The sequence below is a fragment of the Haloarcula sp. DT43 genome (assembly GCF_037078405.1).
GTDB lineage: Archaea > Halobacteriota > Halobacteria > Halobacteriales > Haloarculaceae > Haloarcula > Haloarcula brevis.
The window spans coordinates 675527-689786 of record NZ_JAYMGZ010000002.1; the positions used below are offsets into that span (position 1 = coordinate 675527).

Consider the following 14260-nt stretch of genomic DNA (forward strand, 5'->3'; position numbering starts at 1 on the left):
TTCGCGCGGACGACGCACTCTCCGGAGAACGGGGCAGTTCCGGACCGATGGCGTCGTCGCATGGTCGAGTAACCACGTCTGACCGACTTAGCTTTTGTGTTCTCGCTGTCGGCTCCCGCCGGGCCTGTGAGCGCGTCGGTGGCCCGACCGATGTCCGGCGCGTTTGCTCCCGAGCGTCCCTGAGACGCAGTTCCAACGGTTTAATATCTGTGAGTGAACAGTACCACACCCATGAGTGACTGGCAGCAGCGTATGAAGTCCGGGTCGGAAACCCTGCACAAACAGGCGGTTCGACTTCCCCTCCCGGACCGAGAGGCCGAACGGTCCGTTCACGAGAACATGATGCGGATTGCGGCCGCAGGGAAGCGAAAGAGCCAGTTACTCGCAGACCCGGACGTGCCGCTGACGGAAGTGTACGAGGACGAACTGACCGACATGCGAAAGAGCTTCCAGCACCGCTTACAGCAGGTCGCCGGCGAGGACTACTACGAGGTCGCGACCGCGTACCTCGACGGCAACCGCGACGACTGGATCGGCGCGCTCGCGGCGTACTATCTGGAGTGTTACTACCGCTTGCAGGAGCGGTACACCGTCGACGAGCAGATATTCTGTCTGGTGATTCTGCGCTATCCGGAGAGTTTCACCGTCAACCTCAGTTTCCTCACGGGTGACATCAGTGCACCGGGCGTCCGGTACGAATCCTCGAAACACGTCGAGGACGACCTCGACGGCGACGACCGGGAGCAACTCTACGCCGACTGCCAGTACTCGCAGGCCAAAGCGTCGGAGTACCTCCGTGAGAACGTCGGCTGTATTCGGCACGCGTTCCCAGACCCGGACACGACACCGTTCGAGCAGCGACCATACGGCGGGTTCGTCCACATCACCGGCCGACAGGGTGCGACGTTCGGCGAGGTGCTCGACACCCTCCAGCCCAGTCCGGACCGCTTCGAGGACAGCCCGTCGGCACCCGGACTCGTCCCGGAAGGACCGGCGGCCAAGCGGGCGAAGGAGGCGTACCTCGGCGACACCACGGTCGTCAGCTGACACGAACGGGTCCGTTCGACGGCTGTATCCCGAAAGCATATTCCGGGGGATAGCCAACACCGGATATGACAGTCTCCCATCCGGGACAGCGCGTCGCCGTGCTGGCCGACGCGCAAAACCTCTATCACACTGCCCGGAGCCTCTACTCGCGGAACATCGACTACGACGCACTACTGCAAGAGGCCGTCGACGACCGCGAACTGACCCGCGCCATCGCCTACGTCATCCGGGCGGACTCCCCCGAGGAGGAGTCGTTCTTCGAGGCGCTGGTCGACATCGGCTTCGAGACGCGCATCAAGGACATCAAGACCTTCCAGGACGGGTCGAAGAAGGCCGACTGGGACGTGGGGATGAGCCTCGACGCCGTCACGCTGGCGAAGCACAACGACGCCGTCGTCCTCTGTACCGGCGACGGCGACTTCGCCCGCCTCTGTCGCTATCTCCGCCACGAGGGCTGTCGCGCCGAGGCGATGGGCTTCGAGGAGTCCTCCTCGGAGGACCTCAAAGCCGCCGTCGACGGCTTCATCGACATGAGCGACGACTCCGAGCGCTTCCTGCTGTAGCTGGCGGCGTCGCGTTCCGAGAACTGTCAGTGAAGCGGCGTTAGACCGGGCGGCCGTCTTCCGACGTTCCGAGGAGGAGCGCGCCGGCGGCGAGTCCCAGCGCAGCCACCGTCCCGGCGGCGGCCGGAATGCCGATGTCGATTGCGCCTGTGCCGAGAATGAGGACGGTACTGACCGCCAGCAGAACCGCACCCAGAACGACTTTCCGCGTGTCTGTAGCCATATCACCCGCTACTTGGGAGTCATCCGGTATAAATTTCCCCAAAACCGACGGAGGAAAGTATGGTACAAGGCAGCAATGTCCACGGTGCTCCGAGAGCCGTCGTCCCGGCGGGGATTCGGGGCACCTGCAACACTGAAGCAGTACATACATCCCCTCGTATCGCCCCGTCCCAGGTGGGTCGCACGGACGACGCGTTGTCGCTTGCAGATGATGTCGGTACCCCTCGTGGCCGCCCGTCACGGGCCGGTCGCGAGTCGGAGACCCACCGCAGTTCCAGGCATCGTGGTCACTCCCTGACCGCGGGTCGGATACGGAGGCACGCGCCCCGCGCGGGGCGACCGGCGGAGCGAACCGACGGCATTCCGGTTCGGAGACTTTACACCGCGAGTCGGAACGGACTGGGGAGCGGCTTCGACATCGGACACACCTTCGGTCGGCCGTGGTTCGGGCAGCCACGGTCTGACACACCGTTATTTGCGACAGACCGAAAGGCGGTTTATCTCCCGGCATCGAACACGGGCAATGAGTGACGACGAGTTCCGCGGACTCCGACGTGCGGCCGACTACCAGTTCGGCGGCGGTGGCGGAGCGGCGCTGTTTGCGGGTCCCGACGCCCTCGACGTAACGCACACCAGCTCCGGGCGGCCGCGACAGGTCCATGCCACGGACGGCCGCATCGCCACGTACGGTGACGACGGGCGCTTCCGGCTCGGTCTCGCCGGCGGGAACCGGCTCCTCGATGCGTTCGACGCGCCGCGACACCGCGTGGTCGTCGGCGACGAGAGCGAGCCGTTCGTCCGCGAGGGCCGGAACGCCTTCGCGAAGTTCGTCCAGTCGGCCGACCCGGCGCTGCGACCGGGCGACGAGGCCCTCGTCGTCCACGAGGACGGCTATCTGCTTGCCGTCGGCCGCGCGGAACTGCCCGGCGGCGGCATGGACGACTTCGAGACGGGGATGGCCGTGAAGGTCCGCCAGGGCGCGGAGGACTGAGGCGGGAGCGCGGCGACAGAAAGCACTTTGCGTCGTGTTCGGAACGACGGGTATGCGCCGCCGGCAGGCCCTCGCCGCTCTCCTCACCCTCCCGGTTACCGGGTGCGTCGCGCCCGGTTCAGACCGGTCGACGCAGAGCGGTTCGTCGCGGACAGCCGCGGGACGACGGTCGCCAACGCCTCCCGACCAGTCGTCACCGACGCCCACCGACCAGCCCGCGTCGACACCGCCGCTGACGGTACCTCCGGACGACCCGATACTGTTCGTCGTTCACAACGCGACAGATAGCGAACGAACCGTCCATCTCCGCGTCGCTCGCGGCGGGACGCCGGTGCTCGACGAGGCGGTGACGCTCCCCGGCGGCGAATCGAGCGAGTTCGATTCGGGCATCGCCGCGACCGGCGAGTACTCCATCAGCGTCGACGTGGAGGGCGGTCTGAGCCGGACGCTCGACGTTCACATCGGTGAGTTCGACATCCGCGGCGGGTCGAATCACTACGTCGAAGTCACCGCCGACGGGGTCGATGTCTTCTGGGAGGAGTAATCATAGCACCAGCCCGGACTGCAACGCCCAGACGAGCACCGTCACCGTCACCGCGCTGGCGACGGTCGTCAGGAACACCGTCGCGCTGACGAGTTCGTCCGGGGAGCGGTCCCCGGTCCCGTGGCTGAACGCGCCGACGAGGATGATAGTCGTCACGCCGGTCGGCGTCGCGAGCAGGAGCACGACCACCCGCGCGACCGTCTGGTTCTGGAACCCCACCGCGAGCACCGCCCCGAGCGCGACCACCGGCGCGAGCAGGAGTTTCAGCGCGCTGGCGGCTCCGACCGAGCCGAGGTCGCTGTCCCCGTCGACGCTCGACAGCTGAATCCCGAGGATGAGCAACATCACCGGAATCGAGGCGTTGCCGAGCAGTTCCAGCGTCTGCATCACCGTCGACTCCGCCGGCGGGACCGCGCCGAGCCAGCGGAGGCCGAGCGCGACGACGACGGCGTAGACGAGCGGCACGCCGAACACGCGGCGCATGTCCGCGAGCGGGCTGCTGGCGCTGCCCCGGGCGGCGATGTAGATGCCGACGGTGTAGAGCAACACGCCCTGCAGCGCGGTCACGAGGACGGCGGTGCTCCGGCCAGTGGGACCGAAGGCGAAGTCGGCCAGCGGGATACCGTAGTTCCCGGTGTTGGGGAAGATAGAGATGAGGACGAACCCGCCCAGCAGGGGTTCGGAGTGGCCCGTCAGGCGGCCGACCCCCTCCGCGACGGCGAGCATCGCCGCGGTGAACACCACGACGGCGAGGACGACGCTCAGAATCGTCCCGCCGGCCAGCGTCGACGTGGTCAGGCTGTGGACGACGAGCGCCGGCGCGAGAACGTACACCGTGATGGTGTTGAGTGCGTCGGGGTCGGTGTCCTCCACCCGGCCGAGCGCGAAGCCAGCCGCGGCGACGACGACGACCGGCAGGATGGCCGTGGCGAAGATAGACAGCAGTGACACGGCGGGAATGGACGGGCGAGCCTTAGAATCGTTACGAAGCCGCTGTGGCGTGCCTGTTTCGGTCGCTAGCGGTCCCGACGACCGGCCGAGCCCGGGTCGCTACGCTTTTCTGCCCTGGCCCGCCAGTCCTACGTATGTTTGGCGGAGGCGGCGGGATGAACCCGCGCAAGATGAAACAGATGATGGAACAGATGGGCATCGACATGGAGGACATCGATGCGCAGGAAGTGATTATCCGCACGCCGGACGAGGAACTCGTCTTCGACGACGCGGAGGTCCAGCTCATGGAGGCCCAGGGCCAGAAGACCTACCAGGTCGTCGGCGAGCCCGAGAGCCGCGACCTCGACTCCGACGCGGGAGCGGCAGACGACGCCGACGAGAGCGGCAGCGACTCCGGCGTCGACGAGGACGACGTTGAACTCGTCGCCATGCGGGCCGGCGTCGACGAGGACACCGCGCGAGCGGCGCTGGAAGCCAACGACGGCGACCTCGCGGACGCGGTCGACGAACTGGAGTAACGTGGCGTACCTCTTCGTCCACGAGGACCGCGAGTACCTGCTGGACCCCGGCGAGCGCTTCGAGTCCGACCTCGGCATTCTGGAGGTCCCCGAGGACGTTGCACCGGGCGATGTCGTCGAGACCCATCTGGGCACCGGCTTCACCGTCCGCCGGCTGCGCGGCCCGGACCTGTTTACCCACCTCGAACGCACCGGCGCGCCGATGATGCCCCGCGACGTGGGGCTGGTCGTCGGTAAGACCGGCGTCGCCGCCGCGGACCGCGTCCTCGACGCTGGCACCGGGACCGGCATCCTCAGCGCGTACATGGGTCGCATCGGGGCCGACGTGGTGACCTACGAGCGCGACCCCGACTTCGCCGAGGTGGCCCGCCAGAACATGGCCGTCGCCGGCGTCGCGGACGCCGTCGAGGTCCGGACCGGCGACGTCACCGACGACCTCGACGACCTCTCGGGGTTCGACGTGGTGACTCTCGACACGGAGGACGCTCCCACCGTGGTCGAGCGGACGCCCACGCTGCTCGACCGGGGCGGGTCGCTGGCGGTGTACTCCCCGTTCGTGGAGAACACCCGCGAGGTCGTGGCCACGGCCACCGAGGTCGGCCTGGAAGGCGTCGAGACGCTCGACACTATCCAGCGCGAGATGGACTTCGACGACCGCGGCTCCCGCCCCTCGACCGGCGGCGTCGGCCACACCGGCTACCTGACGTTCGCCCGGCGGCCCTGACGCCCACCCGAGCCGGGCACCCCTACCGTTGGGGTCGGTTTTAAACATGCAGTAGCACGTACATGTCACTGCATGAGCGACTCAGAGACGCCGATGGAGACGACGACCTGGCCCGACCTCGCAATCGGGCTCTACGACCGTCTGACCGGGCGCAACGCCGAGATAACGTACGACTTCGAGGACATGGAGGTCGACGTGCCGAGCAAGGCCGGCGAGGACGCCGAACACGCCCGCTGGCGGGTCGACGGCACGCTGACCATCACAACACGCGACAACGACTGACAGTGGCGACCACGGCGAAGACGGTCGGCGCGCTGGTCGACGTCCTCGAACGGAAGCCGGACCTCCTCGTCGACGCCGACCTGACCGTCGAGCGTGACGGTGTCGCCTTCACCGTCCGCGGGTACGACGACCTCGTGGCCGTCGACCTGCCGTCGTTCGGAGCGGCGCTCACCCTCTGGCGGGACCGGCCGGTCGAGGGCGCGGACGCCGCCGCGGCGCTTTCGGCTGCTGGACTGACGGCCGAACTCAGAGTCCGCGGAGCGCCCGTCGCCCGCCTCGGCGCGTCCGCCGTCCCGGGCCCGCTCACGGAACGGCTCGGCCTCGGCCCGGTCGAACTGTTCTCCGAGGGCGCGCTCCTGGCGCTTACGCCACGGCGCGGATGAGCGCCAGCAGTTCGGCCCGGTAGTCCGACGGCGTCCGTTCGAGCGTCTCGGTGGGGTTCTCGATACCGAGCAGCGTCGCCAGCGCCCGGTCGGGGTACGCCCCGGCGGCGATGCGGAAGCCGTCGCCGTGCCAGACGCCGACCCAGCCGGTAATCGACAGCGTCGCGTCGACCGCTTCGAGGGAGAGTTCGGCGCTGTAACTCCGGAGCCGTGCGCGGTCGCCGCTGTCGACGCGGACCCGCTCGCTCCGCCCGCGCTCGACGGACTCGAACCCCCTGTCGGCCAGTTCGTCGGCGAAGGCCGACTGGGCCTCCGAGCGGACTGTCGGGAGAATCATCGCCGGGCCGATACCCGGCGTGAGCGGTGGCGTAAACGACAGCGCGGTCGCGAAGAAGAACCGCCACTGGTGGTCGAGCCCGACCGCGTCCCGGACGGCCGCGCGCGTCTCGGCCGCGTCGTACACCTTCGTCGCCCCCTCGACGCGGGCCGTCGGGAGCTCGAAGACGGTCTCGACGCTCTCGTCGACGAGCTCCCAGCCGCCGTCGCGCAACTGGTCGGCGGGGACGTCCGGGTACGCGGGGTCAGTGGGCACGGGCTGGCCTCAGTGGTCGTCCTCGCGCCACTTGTGTTCGCACTCGGTACAGGTGAAAAAGCGCGTCTCGGACTCGTCGGCCGCGCGAATCTGCTTCATTTCGTAGAAGGCCCGCTCGTTGCCACACTCGGGACAGCGGGCCCCCGTGGTCGGCCCCATGTCCTCGGCGTCGACCTCGGACGTGTCGACGACCTCCGACTCCTCCTGGCCCTGCGTGGTGACGGCCATCTCCTGTTCGGCCTCGGCGTTCCGGCGCTTCTCGTACCCGCAGCTGCCACAGACCCAGCGCTCGTCGTCCGTTTTCATCATCGAACCGCATTCGTCGCAGAACTCCATTGTAGTACCACCGTATGCCTGCCGCCCGTGTTAAACGCCCGGTTTCGCTCAGCCCGTCTCAGTCGTTGCGGACCCACGCCGAACACGGCTCCATGTCGTCCATGACCTCGCCGTGGAACGAACAGTACGGCTCGATGTCGCCGTCTTGCATCACGTACTCGAAGTGCCGGCAGTTCCCGCAGTAGGTGTCCGGCTCGCCCCGGTGGACCGCCGTCTCGGTAATCGCGTCGTGGCCCGTCGTCGCCGTGCCGCCGTCGGTCGACGCCGACGCTTCCGGGCCGGCCTCGGCTATCCGCGGGTCGAGCGCGCTCTCGGAGGGGCCGGTCCGGCCTGTCGACCCGGCGTTCGCCTGCCGCCCAGTCGCCGCTGCGTCGTCGGACCGCCGCTGGGACCGCGTGCCGCGGTCGGCCCCCGACTGGCCGCTCGCGTGCGTCCCGCCCGACTGCCCGGTCCCGCCGTCGCCGACAGCGCCCTCGTCGGTCAGGTTCGCCCGGTTCGTCTGCGTCTCGACCGTGCCGTCGGGGTCCTGTCCGAAGAACCCGATGCCGCCCAGCCCCGGCAGGGTCCGGGCCTCCTCGACGAGGCGAATCGTCCCTTCCTCCGTCACTTCCATCCGGGCCGTCCCGCCGGGGTCGTTCCGCGTCTTGAACGTTGCGAGCGACACGAACAGACACCAGAACGTCGTCACGATACCGGCGAAGTACACACAGCCCGTAAGCAGCGCCAAGAGCGGGTCGCTGCTGGTCCAGCTGTAGGGGTACAGCGACTGGAACAGCCCGACGCCGACCGCCGCGACGGCCGTGCCGCCGAGGGCGGTCAGCCGGATGCGTCGGCTGGCCGGCAACACCGCGAACATCCCGAGGATGACCGACGGAAGTCCGAGTCCGGCGACGATGCCGGCGATACGCCTGGCGGCGTAGGCGTCCAGCCCGTACCCGTTCCCGACGCCGGTCGTGGCGAGCGCGATTGCCCCCACGAGCCCGGCGGTACCCGCGAGAAACAGTGCCGTCCCGACGAGTTGCTGGCGACGCGATGCGACGCGCCCGACCTCCCCCTCGTACACGTCGGTGAGACTAGTCATGCGGTACACTACTGCTACATCGGATAAAACTACCCGTCAGACACACGCATGACGCGGGCGCGCGTACACGCATCGCCCGCGGTGCGCGGCGTTCCGAAAGCACTAATCAGGCCGGCGGGTACAGTCCGGGTATGAGCGACGACGAAAGCGAGGACGCGGAGGAGCCGGCTGTCGAACTCGGCGACGGCCCCGACGTGGCCGGCGCGCCGCTGGCCCGCGTCTCGGCCCGGCTCACCTGGGGCATCGAACACAGCACTATCGTCGACCGCGAGGGCGACACGACGATTCGGACGCCGGACGGCCCGCAGGAACTCGAAGCGGTGCTCGAAGCGGTCGACGTGCCCTATTTCGCCGACCGCCAGGAGTTCGAGAGCGCGGTCCGGGACGTCATCGGGACCGGTCCCGTCCCGACCGAGTAACCGACGGGATAGCCCCCGCGGGACGGCTCACGCAGGACCGTCCCGTGCCGCGGCCGAACCGGTAGCCTTGATAGCGACCGCAGTCCACCTGTGGCCGTGTTCCGTGACAGCGGTCTGTCCTGGAAAGAGCGAACTGCGTTCGCCCTCTGGGGGCTCGGGGTCGTCGTCGTCCTCCGGGTCCTGTACGACGCACTCGGGGTCGATGGTCGAGCGCTAGCCGTCGCCGCCGTGGTCCTGTTTTTCGGCTCGTTTTACGCTGTGTTCCTGCCGGTGTGGCGGCGGGTCGGCGCGGAGTGACCGTCCGTCTCGGACGGTGGGCGTACCGAGACGGTCGGGACCGCGGGCGATAGCCGACCGGGACCCGGGCCGCTACCGCATGTTTTCGAGCGCATACACCGTATCGGAGATGAGCCACGCCGTCTCGCAGTCGGCCCGCTCGATACTGAGCGCGTTGAAGGTCTCTCGACCGTCGTCGACCGTTATCTCGAACGCTCGGCTACGAAGCGACTCCCGATGGGAAGGCGGTGGGGACACACGTTGCCATCGTAGAGTGGGACCGATAAACGAGTCGATTCCGGCCGAGAGGGCCGGAACGGGCCGAATGGCCGCCGTCCGGCGATTGTCAGGACTCGGCCGACTCGCCCGCTTCGGCTCTGCCGCGGCGCTTCCCGAAGAGGTACGCGGCGACGACGAGCGCGAGGGGGACGACGAGAAATACACCCATCATGACCAGGAGAACGATTAGTTCGACGGCTCCGGGCATACCGGGGAATAGAGGGAGGACCATACCGGACCTACACCGGCCCGGCGCAAAAATCCACCTGCCGAGTGGGCGGACCCGTCTGCCGTGGTCGGCTCAGACGTGTGGTTTGGGCAGCAGGTCCTCGAACGCCTGGTCGTCCAGCCACTCACAGAGCCTGACGAGCTGGTCGGTCGCGGCCTCGAACAGCTCCGCGCCCTTCTCGGCCGTGGCGTCGGTCTGGTCGCCCAGGACGCCGTTGTCGGTGTTGTCGGCGGCGTCGTAGAAGGTCCGCGAGCCGTACTTGTCGGTGTCGGCCGCCTCGACGCTGGGAATCCCGCCGTCCCGCGCGTCTTCGAGGCGGTCGTCGTGCACCAGGTCGGCGCGCAGGTGCTGAATCATGGCCGTCTCCTTCGGGCCGCCGTGGGGGCCGTTCTGCTCGAACAGGTCGTCCACGAGGTCCGGAATGCTCTCGTCCCACATCCACTCGATGGCGTACATGAGCTCGTCGTCCCGGAGCCGGCGGCCGACCTCGCGGAGGTGCTCGACGTTCCCGCCGTGGGCGTTCACGTAGATGACGCGGTTGATGCCGTGGTACGCGAGGTTCCGGGTGAACGATTCGACGTAGTCCCGGAACTCCGGCGCGTCGACCCACATCGTGCCGTTGAACTGCCTGTGGTGGGGGCTGACGCCGACGTTGATTGTCGGGGTACAGAGGTAGCCGGTCCGGTCGGCGGCCGCGCGTGCGAACGCCTCTCCGATAAGGTGGTCCGTCGCCAGCGGGAGGTGCGGACCGTGCTGTTCGGTCGACCCGAGCGGGACGAGCGCGAGCGATTCCGTCTCGAAATACGCGCCGAGGTCCGGCCAGGTCTCGTCTGCGAGGTACATACGACCCCTGGTGACGGCCGCGTCTTCAATCTGTGCCTCGGCGCGGTTCTCGCGGGCCTCAGTCGGACAGCTCGTACACGCGGGCCTCGTAGGGCGCGAGCGTCACCGTCCCCGGGTCCGCGTCGTCGTGGTCGTAGTTACACTCGAGCAGCGTCGCGTCGCCGTACTCGATTGGGAGGTCGAGGGTGTCGGTTCCGTCGTCGAAATGCAGGACGACGAGGACCCGCTCGGTCCCCGCATCCGTCGACAGCGACCGCGTATAGGCGAAGACGGACTCGTGGTCCGGGAGCAGGTCGGTGTAGTCGCCGTACACCAGCACGTCGCGGTCGGAGCGCAACCGGATGAGCCGGCGGTAGTAGTTGTAGACCGACCCCTCGTCCGGTCGCTGGTCGGCGGCGTTTATCTCCGTGTAGTTCGAGTTGACCTGAATCCAGGGGTCGCCGTCGGTAAAGCCCGCGTTGGGCGAGTCGTCCCACTGCATCGGCGTCCGGGCGTTGTCGCGGGTCCGGTAGCCGACCACGTCTCTCACGTCGTCGTAGCCGTCGACGCCGTCGCGGTCGAGCAGTTCCCGCGCGTGGTTGACGGCGTCGACGTCCCGGAGGTCGTCCATCGTGTCCCAGTCGGCGTTGGTCATCCCGAGTTCCTGGCCCTGGTAGATGTAGGGCGTGCCACGGAGCGTGAGGATGAACGTCCCGAGCAGTTTCGCGGACTCCCGGCGGTACTCGTCGGGGTCGCCGTAGCGGGAGACGCTCCGGGGCTGGTCGTGGTTCTCCCAGTACAGCGCGTTCCAGCCGTCCTCGGCCAGCCCGTCCTGCCAGCGGTCGGTGATGCGTTTCAGCTCCGGCAGGCTCCAGTCGCCGACCGACCACCGCTTCCCGTCGGCGTAGTCCAGTTTCGTGTGCTGGAAGTGAAACGCCATGTCCAGCGGGCCGTCCGCACCGGAGTACTCGCGGGCTGACTCGACGGTGAGCTGTGGCATCTCGCCGACGGTCATGACGTCGTAGTTCGACAGCACCTCCTCGTCCAGCGCCGTCAGATACGACGACAGTTCCGGCCCGTTGATGAAGTGTTCGGACCCGACCCACTCGCCGTCCGGGTCGCCGTCGGGCAGCCCCTCGACCTTCGACAGGAGGTTGATGACGTCCATCCGGAAACCGTCGATGCCCTTCTCTAGCCACCACTCGATGGTGTCGAAGACGTCCTGTCGGACGGCGTCGTTGCGCCAGTTCAGGTCCGGCTGGGAGGTGTCGTAGAGGTGCAGGAAGTACTCGCCCCGCTCCTCGTCGTACTCCCAGGCGGACCCGCCGAAGAACGACTCCCAGTTGTTCGGCGGCACGGGGTCGCCGTTCTCGTCCGTCCCGCCCTCGCGCCAAATGTAGTAGTCCTCGTACTCCGGGTCGCGCTGTCGGGACCGCAGGAACCACTCGTGTTGGTCCGACGTGTGGTTGACGACGAGGTCCATAACGAGCCGCATGTCCCGGTCGTGGACTTCTTCGAGCAGGGCTTCCCAGTCGGCCATCGTCCCGAACTCCTCGTGGATGGCCCGGTAGTCGCTGATGTCGTACCCGTTGTCCTTCTGCGGGGACTCGTAGACGGGGTTGAGCCAGATGACGTCGACGCCGAGGTCCGCCACGTGGTCCAGTCGCTCGATGATGCCTTGCAGGTCGCCGATGCCGTCGCCGTCGCTGTCGTTGAAGCTCCAGGGATATATCTGGTAGACGACTGCCTCTTTCCACCAGGCGCGCTCCGCGGTCATACACAGGGGTAGCCTGAGCCGTTGCTTAAATCCACGGATTAATACAACTGCTGTTGTAAATTTCCTGTCGGAGTCCAGCTACAGTTCTAGCACCGCGTGTCGCGGGAGTTCGAGGTCGTAGCCGACCGCCGAGACCGTCTCGGTCGGCCAGTCGCCGGTCGACGACAGCAGTTCGACGCCGTCGTCCGAGACGAGGTGCGTGTCCTCGCTCTTCGCACCGGCGACGGTCGGGTTCCAGGCGTACCCCTGCGGGAGCGCGACTTCGGCCCCGTGGCCGGGTGTGGCAATCCACTCGCGGCCGGCGAAGCCCGCCGCGCCGCCCTGGTGGTGATTGCGCCACTCGCCCTCCCAGCCGACCTCGGCGTAGGCGTCCTGGATGGCCTCGAACACGTCGCCCGCCGTGCCGCCCGCCTGGCCGACCGCCCGCGTCGCGGCCAGCGCCGAGGTCTCGACCCGGGCAGCCTTGCGGGTCCGCTCCGTGAACCACTCTGGGGGGTCGAACGCGACCGACCGGGTGGTGCTGACGTGCAGGCCGTCGCGCTGGGCGGTCACCGACATGAGCGCGTAGTCGCCGAGTTCCGTGTCGGTCGAGGTGTAGTGCCGGTAGGACTGGGCCCGCTCGGCGCTGCCGACGAGCACGACCGGCGCGGCGATGCCCCGACTTTCGAGTTCCTGCCTGAGCACCCCGGTCACGTCGAGTTCGGTGTGTGACGGCTCGACGCTGCGCGCGACGCTCTCGACCGCCGCGGCGGTGTCGCGCCCGAGTTCGCGGTACTGCGCCACCTGGGCGTCGGTCAGCGGCTGTCGGAGCCGCGTCGGGTCGACCGAGTCGAAGCCGGGCACGTCGAAGTCCGCCGCCGCCGGGGTCGGACTCGCCGCCGCGACGGCGTCGGCCAGCGACTCCGCGTGCCAGTCGACGGTCTCGACGGGCACGCCCTCGTCGAGTTCTTCGTCGCGGAGCCGCGGCGCTTCGATGTTGTCGGTGACGACCCGTATCTCGTCGCCGTCGTAGCCCGCGGCGGCGACGCCGACCTCGCCCTCCCGGTCGACGACGTTGTCGCCGCCACCGGTGAGCCACGCGAAGGAGTTCGGTCGGGCGAACCATACGGCTTCCAGCCCCGCTGTCTGCAGATACTGGTCGAGACGGTCTGTGAGCGTCATATCCCGACATGACCCGCACCCGTAGTAAAATCCAAGGGGAACGCCCGGCCGCGGGACGGCGACGGCCCGCTGTCCACCCTGGAGTTCACTCGGCGATACCGCTGTCCGGGTCCCGGGACCGGAGCAGCGAGTACATGACCGCCCGGAAGGCCTCGCTGTCGACGGCTTCCACGACGTGTGTGTTCGGCTCCCCGTCGGTCACGCCGTTGACGTCGACGCTGGTGTACCCGCGGGTGAGTCCCTCGCGGTCGTCCACCTGGACGTGGTACGTCGACACCGCCTCGCGGAGTTCCGGGTACGCCAGCAGGGCGGCGGTGACGCTGTCCGGGAGCGCCGTCCAGCCCGGGTCGTCGCCGTCGCCGTTGAACGCCCGTGCCTTCTCGGTCACCGACTCGAAGAACGAGGCCAGCTCGGTGTCGAACGCGGCGATGGTCCCGAACTCGGACGGTCCGAACACCGCGTCCCGGAGGCACAGGCCCCAGTCGACGAGCGTCACCTCGAAGGCGTCGAACACCCGCCGGGCGGCGTCGGGGTCGACCCACAGATTGAACTCCGCGGCGGGGGTGACGTTCCCTTCACAGTTGACGTTCCCGCCCATCACCCACACCTCGTCGACGAGGTCGGGGAGGTCTGGCTCGCGGGCGTAGGCCAGCGCCAGATTGGTCAGCGGCCCGATACAGAGCAGCGTGATTTCGCCCGGGGCCGCCCGGCAGCGGGCGACGATTTCGTCGGGAGCGAAACCGGCCGCCGACTCGATGTCGGTATCGGGCCACAGGTCCCCGCCGAGGCCGTCCTCGCCGTGGATGTACGTCGCGTGCTCGAACTCCTTGATGAGGGGCTGTCTCGCCCCCTCGTAGACCGGCACGTCGGCGGCGTCGGCGAGGTCAAGCGTGTACTTCGCGTTCTCGACCTCCCTGTCGAAGGGCACGTTGCCGGCAACGACGGTGAGTGCTTCGACGGTAACTCGGTCGCTGAGACAGGCGAGCAAAACCGCCTGCGTGTCGTCACCGGCCGTGTCCGTGTCGATGATGACGCGTCGCATACCCCCTCATCGGAGGGAGGA

The 14260-nt window shown here is 68.2% G+C and carries 21 protein-coding genes; 10 read left to right on the plus strand and 11 right to left on the minus strand.

Features of this window, described 5'->3' with window-relative positions; translation table 11 throughout:
• Window positions 1–231 precede the first annotated feature (231 nt).
• On the plus strand, window positions 232–1047 hold the full coding sequence (locus VI123_RS10815; RefSeq protein ID WP_336338056.1) for a hypothetical protein: 816 nt from the start codon (window positions 232–234) through the stop codon (window positions 1045–1047).
• 65 nt (window positions 1048–1112) lie between these two features.
• Window positions 1113–1610, plus strand: coding sequence for a LabA-like NYN domain-containing protein (locus tag VI123_RS10820; RefSeq protein WP_336338057.1), 498 nt, complete (start codon window positions 1113–1115; stop codon window positions 1608–1610).
• A 40-nt stretch (window positions 1611–1650) separates the two neighbouring features.
• On the opposite strand, the gene VI123_RS10825 is transcribed toward VI123_RS10820, so the two are convergent.
• The gene (locus VI123_RS10825) at window positions 1651–1833 is read right to left on the minus strand and encodes a hypothetical protein (protein WP_336338058.1); all 183 of its coding nucleotides are present in this window, start codon (window positions 1831–1833) and stop codon (window positions 1651–1653) included.
• A gap of 522 nt (window positions 1834–2355) precedes the next feature.
• Here VI123_RS10825 and VI123_RS10830 point away from each other — a divergent pair.
• Complete coding sequence (locus VI123_RS10830; protein WP_336338059.1) at window positions 2356–2823, plus strand: PUA domain-containing protein; 468 nt, start codon at window positions 2356–2358, stop codon at window positions 2821–2823.
• Window positions 2824–2875: 52 nt separating this feature from the next.
• Complete coding sequence (locus VI123_RS10835) at window positions 2876–3367, plus strand: cyclin family protein (protein ID WP_336338060.1); 492 nt, start codon at window positions 2876–2878, stop codon at window positions 3365–3367.
• Here the strand turns inward: VI123_RS10835 and VI123_RS10840 are convergent, their stop codons facing one another.
• Window positions 3368–4318, minus strand: a complete 951-nt coding sequence (locus VI123_RS10840; protein WP_336338061.1) for an AEC family transporter — start codon at window positions 4316–4318, stop codon at window positions 3368–3370.
• A gap of 134 nt (window positions 4319–4452) precedes the next feature.
• On the opposite strand from VI123_RS10840, the gene VI123_RS10845 reads away from it, so the two are divergent.
• The 4 genes from VI123_RS10845 to VI123_RS10860 all read left to right on the plus strand — a co-directional run bounded on the left by VI123_RS10845 (window position 4453) and on the right by VI123_RS10860 (window position 6225).
• Window positions 4453–4836, plus strand: coding sequence for a nascent polypeptide-associated complex protein (locus VI123_RS10845; protein ID WP_336338062.1), 384 nt, complete (start codon window positions 4453–4455; stop codon window positions 4834–4836).
• A gap of 1 nt (window position 4837) precedes the next feature.
• Window positions 4838–5560: a methyltransferase domain-containing protein gene (locus tag VI123_RS10850; RefSeq protein ID WP_336338063.1), complete on the plus strand. Its 723-nt coding sequence runs from the start codon at window positions 4838–4840 to the stop codon at window positions 5558–5560.
• Between the two features lie 72 nt (window positions 5561–5632).
• A complete protein-coding gene (locus VI123_RS10855; protein WP_336338064.1) occupies window positions 5633–5842 on the plus strand; it encodes a hypothetical protein in 210 nt (69 codons plus the stop codon).
• Between the two features lie 2 nt (window positions 5843–5844).
• The gene (locus VI123_RS10860; RefSeq protein ID WP_336338065.1) at window positions 5845–6225 is read left to right on the plus strand and encodes a hypothetical protein; all 381 of its coding nucleotides are present in this window, start codon (window positions 5845–5847) and stop codon (window positions 6223–6225) included.
• Here the strand turns inward: VI123_RS10860 and VI123_RS10865 are convergent.
• From VI123_RS10865 to VI123_RS10875, 3 genes are read right to left on the minus strand one after another with little or no spacing between them, the layout of a single operon-like run.
• Window positions 6206–6817: a hypothetical protein gene (locus tag VI123_RS10865; RefSeq protein WP_336338066.1), complete on the minus strand. Its 612-nt coding sequence runs from the start codon at window positions 6815–6817 to the stop codon at window positions 6206–6208. The two genes, VI123_RS10860 and VI123_RS10865, sit on opposite strands and share 20 nt — an antisense overlap.
• A gap of 9 nt (window positions 6818–6826) precedes the next feature.
• The gene (locus VI123_RS10870) at window positions 6827–7153 is read right to left on the minus strand and encodes a transcription factor S (RefSeq protein ID WP_336338067.1); all 327 of its coding nucleotides are present in this window, start codon (window positions 7151–7153) and stop codon (window positions 6827–6829) included.
• Between the two features lie 58 nt (window positions 7154–7211).
• Window positions 7212–8234 (minus strand): DUF7139 domain-containing protein, encoded by a 1023-nt coding sequence (locus VI123_RS10875; RefSeq protein WP_336338068.1) that lies wholly within the window; start codon window positions 8232–8234, stop codon window positions 7212–7214.
• 131 nt (window positions 8235–8365) lie between these two features.
• Between VI123_RS10875 and VI123_RS10880 the strand changes: the two genes are divergently transcribed.
• Window positions 8366–8653 (plus strand): DUF5789 family protein, encoded by a 288-nt coding sequence (locus VI123_RS10880; RefSeq protein WP_336338069.1) that lies wholly within the window; start codon window positions 8366–8368, stop codon window positions 8651–8653.
• Window positions 8654–8749: 96 nt separating this feature from the next.
• Window positions 8750–8950 (plus strand): hypothetical protein, encoded by a 201-nt coding sequence (locus VI123_RS10885; RefSeq protein ID WP_336338070.1) that lies wholly within the window; start codon window positions 8750–8752, stop codon window positions 8948–8950.
• Window positions 8951–9022: 72 nt separating this feature from the next.
• On the opposite strand, the gene VI123_RS10890 is transcribed toward VI123_RS10885, so the two are convergent.
• From VI123_RS10890 to VI123_RS10915, 6 genes are all read right to left on the minus strand, one after another.
• The gene (locus VI123_RS10890) at window positions 9023–9187 is read right to left on the minus strand and encodes a hypothetical protein (RefSeq protein WP_336338071.1); all 165 of its coding nucleotides are present in this window, start codon (window positions 9185–9187) and stop codon (window positions 9023–9025) included.
• Between the two features lie 88 nt (window positions 9188–9275).
• Window positions 9276–9440, minus strand: a complete 165-nt coding sequence (locus tag VI123_RS10895) for a hypothetical protein (protein WP_336338072.1) — start codon at window positions 9438–9440, stop codon at window positions 9276–9278.
• Between the two features lie 69 nt (window positions 9441–9509).
• Window positions 9510–10280, minus strand: a complete 771-nt coding sequence (locus VI123_RS10900; protein ID WP_336338073.1) for a creatininase family protein — start codon at window positions 10278–10280, stop codon at window positions 9510–9512.
• Window positions 10281–10338: 58 nt separating this feature from the next.
• A complete protein-coding gene (locus VI123_RS10905; RefSeq protein ID WP_336338074.1) occupies window positions 10339–12036 on the minus strand; it encodes a glycoside hydrolase family 13 protein in 1698 nt (565 codons plus the stop codon).
• A 78-nt stretch (window positions 12037–12114) separates the two neighbouring features.
• Entirely contained in the window at window positions 12115–13197 is a 1083-nt protein-coding gene (locus VI123_RS10910) for a M24 family metallopeptidase (protein ID WP_336338075.1), read from the minus strand.
• A gap of 85 nt (window positions 13198–13282) precedes the next feature.
• On the minus strand, window positions 13283–14239 hold the full coding sequence (locus tag VI123_RS10915; RefSeq protein WP_336338076.1) for a nucleoside hydrolase: 957 nt from the start codon (window positions 14237–14239) through the stop codon (window positions 13283–13285).
• Window positions 14240–14260: the final 21 nt, after the last annotated feature.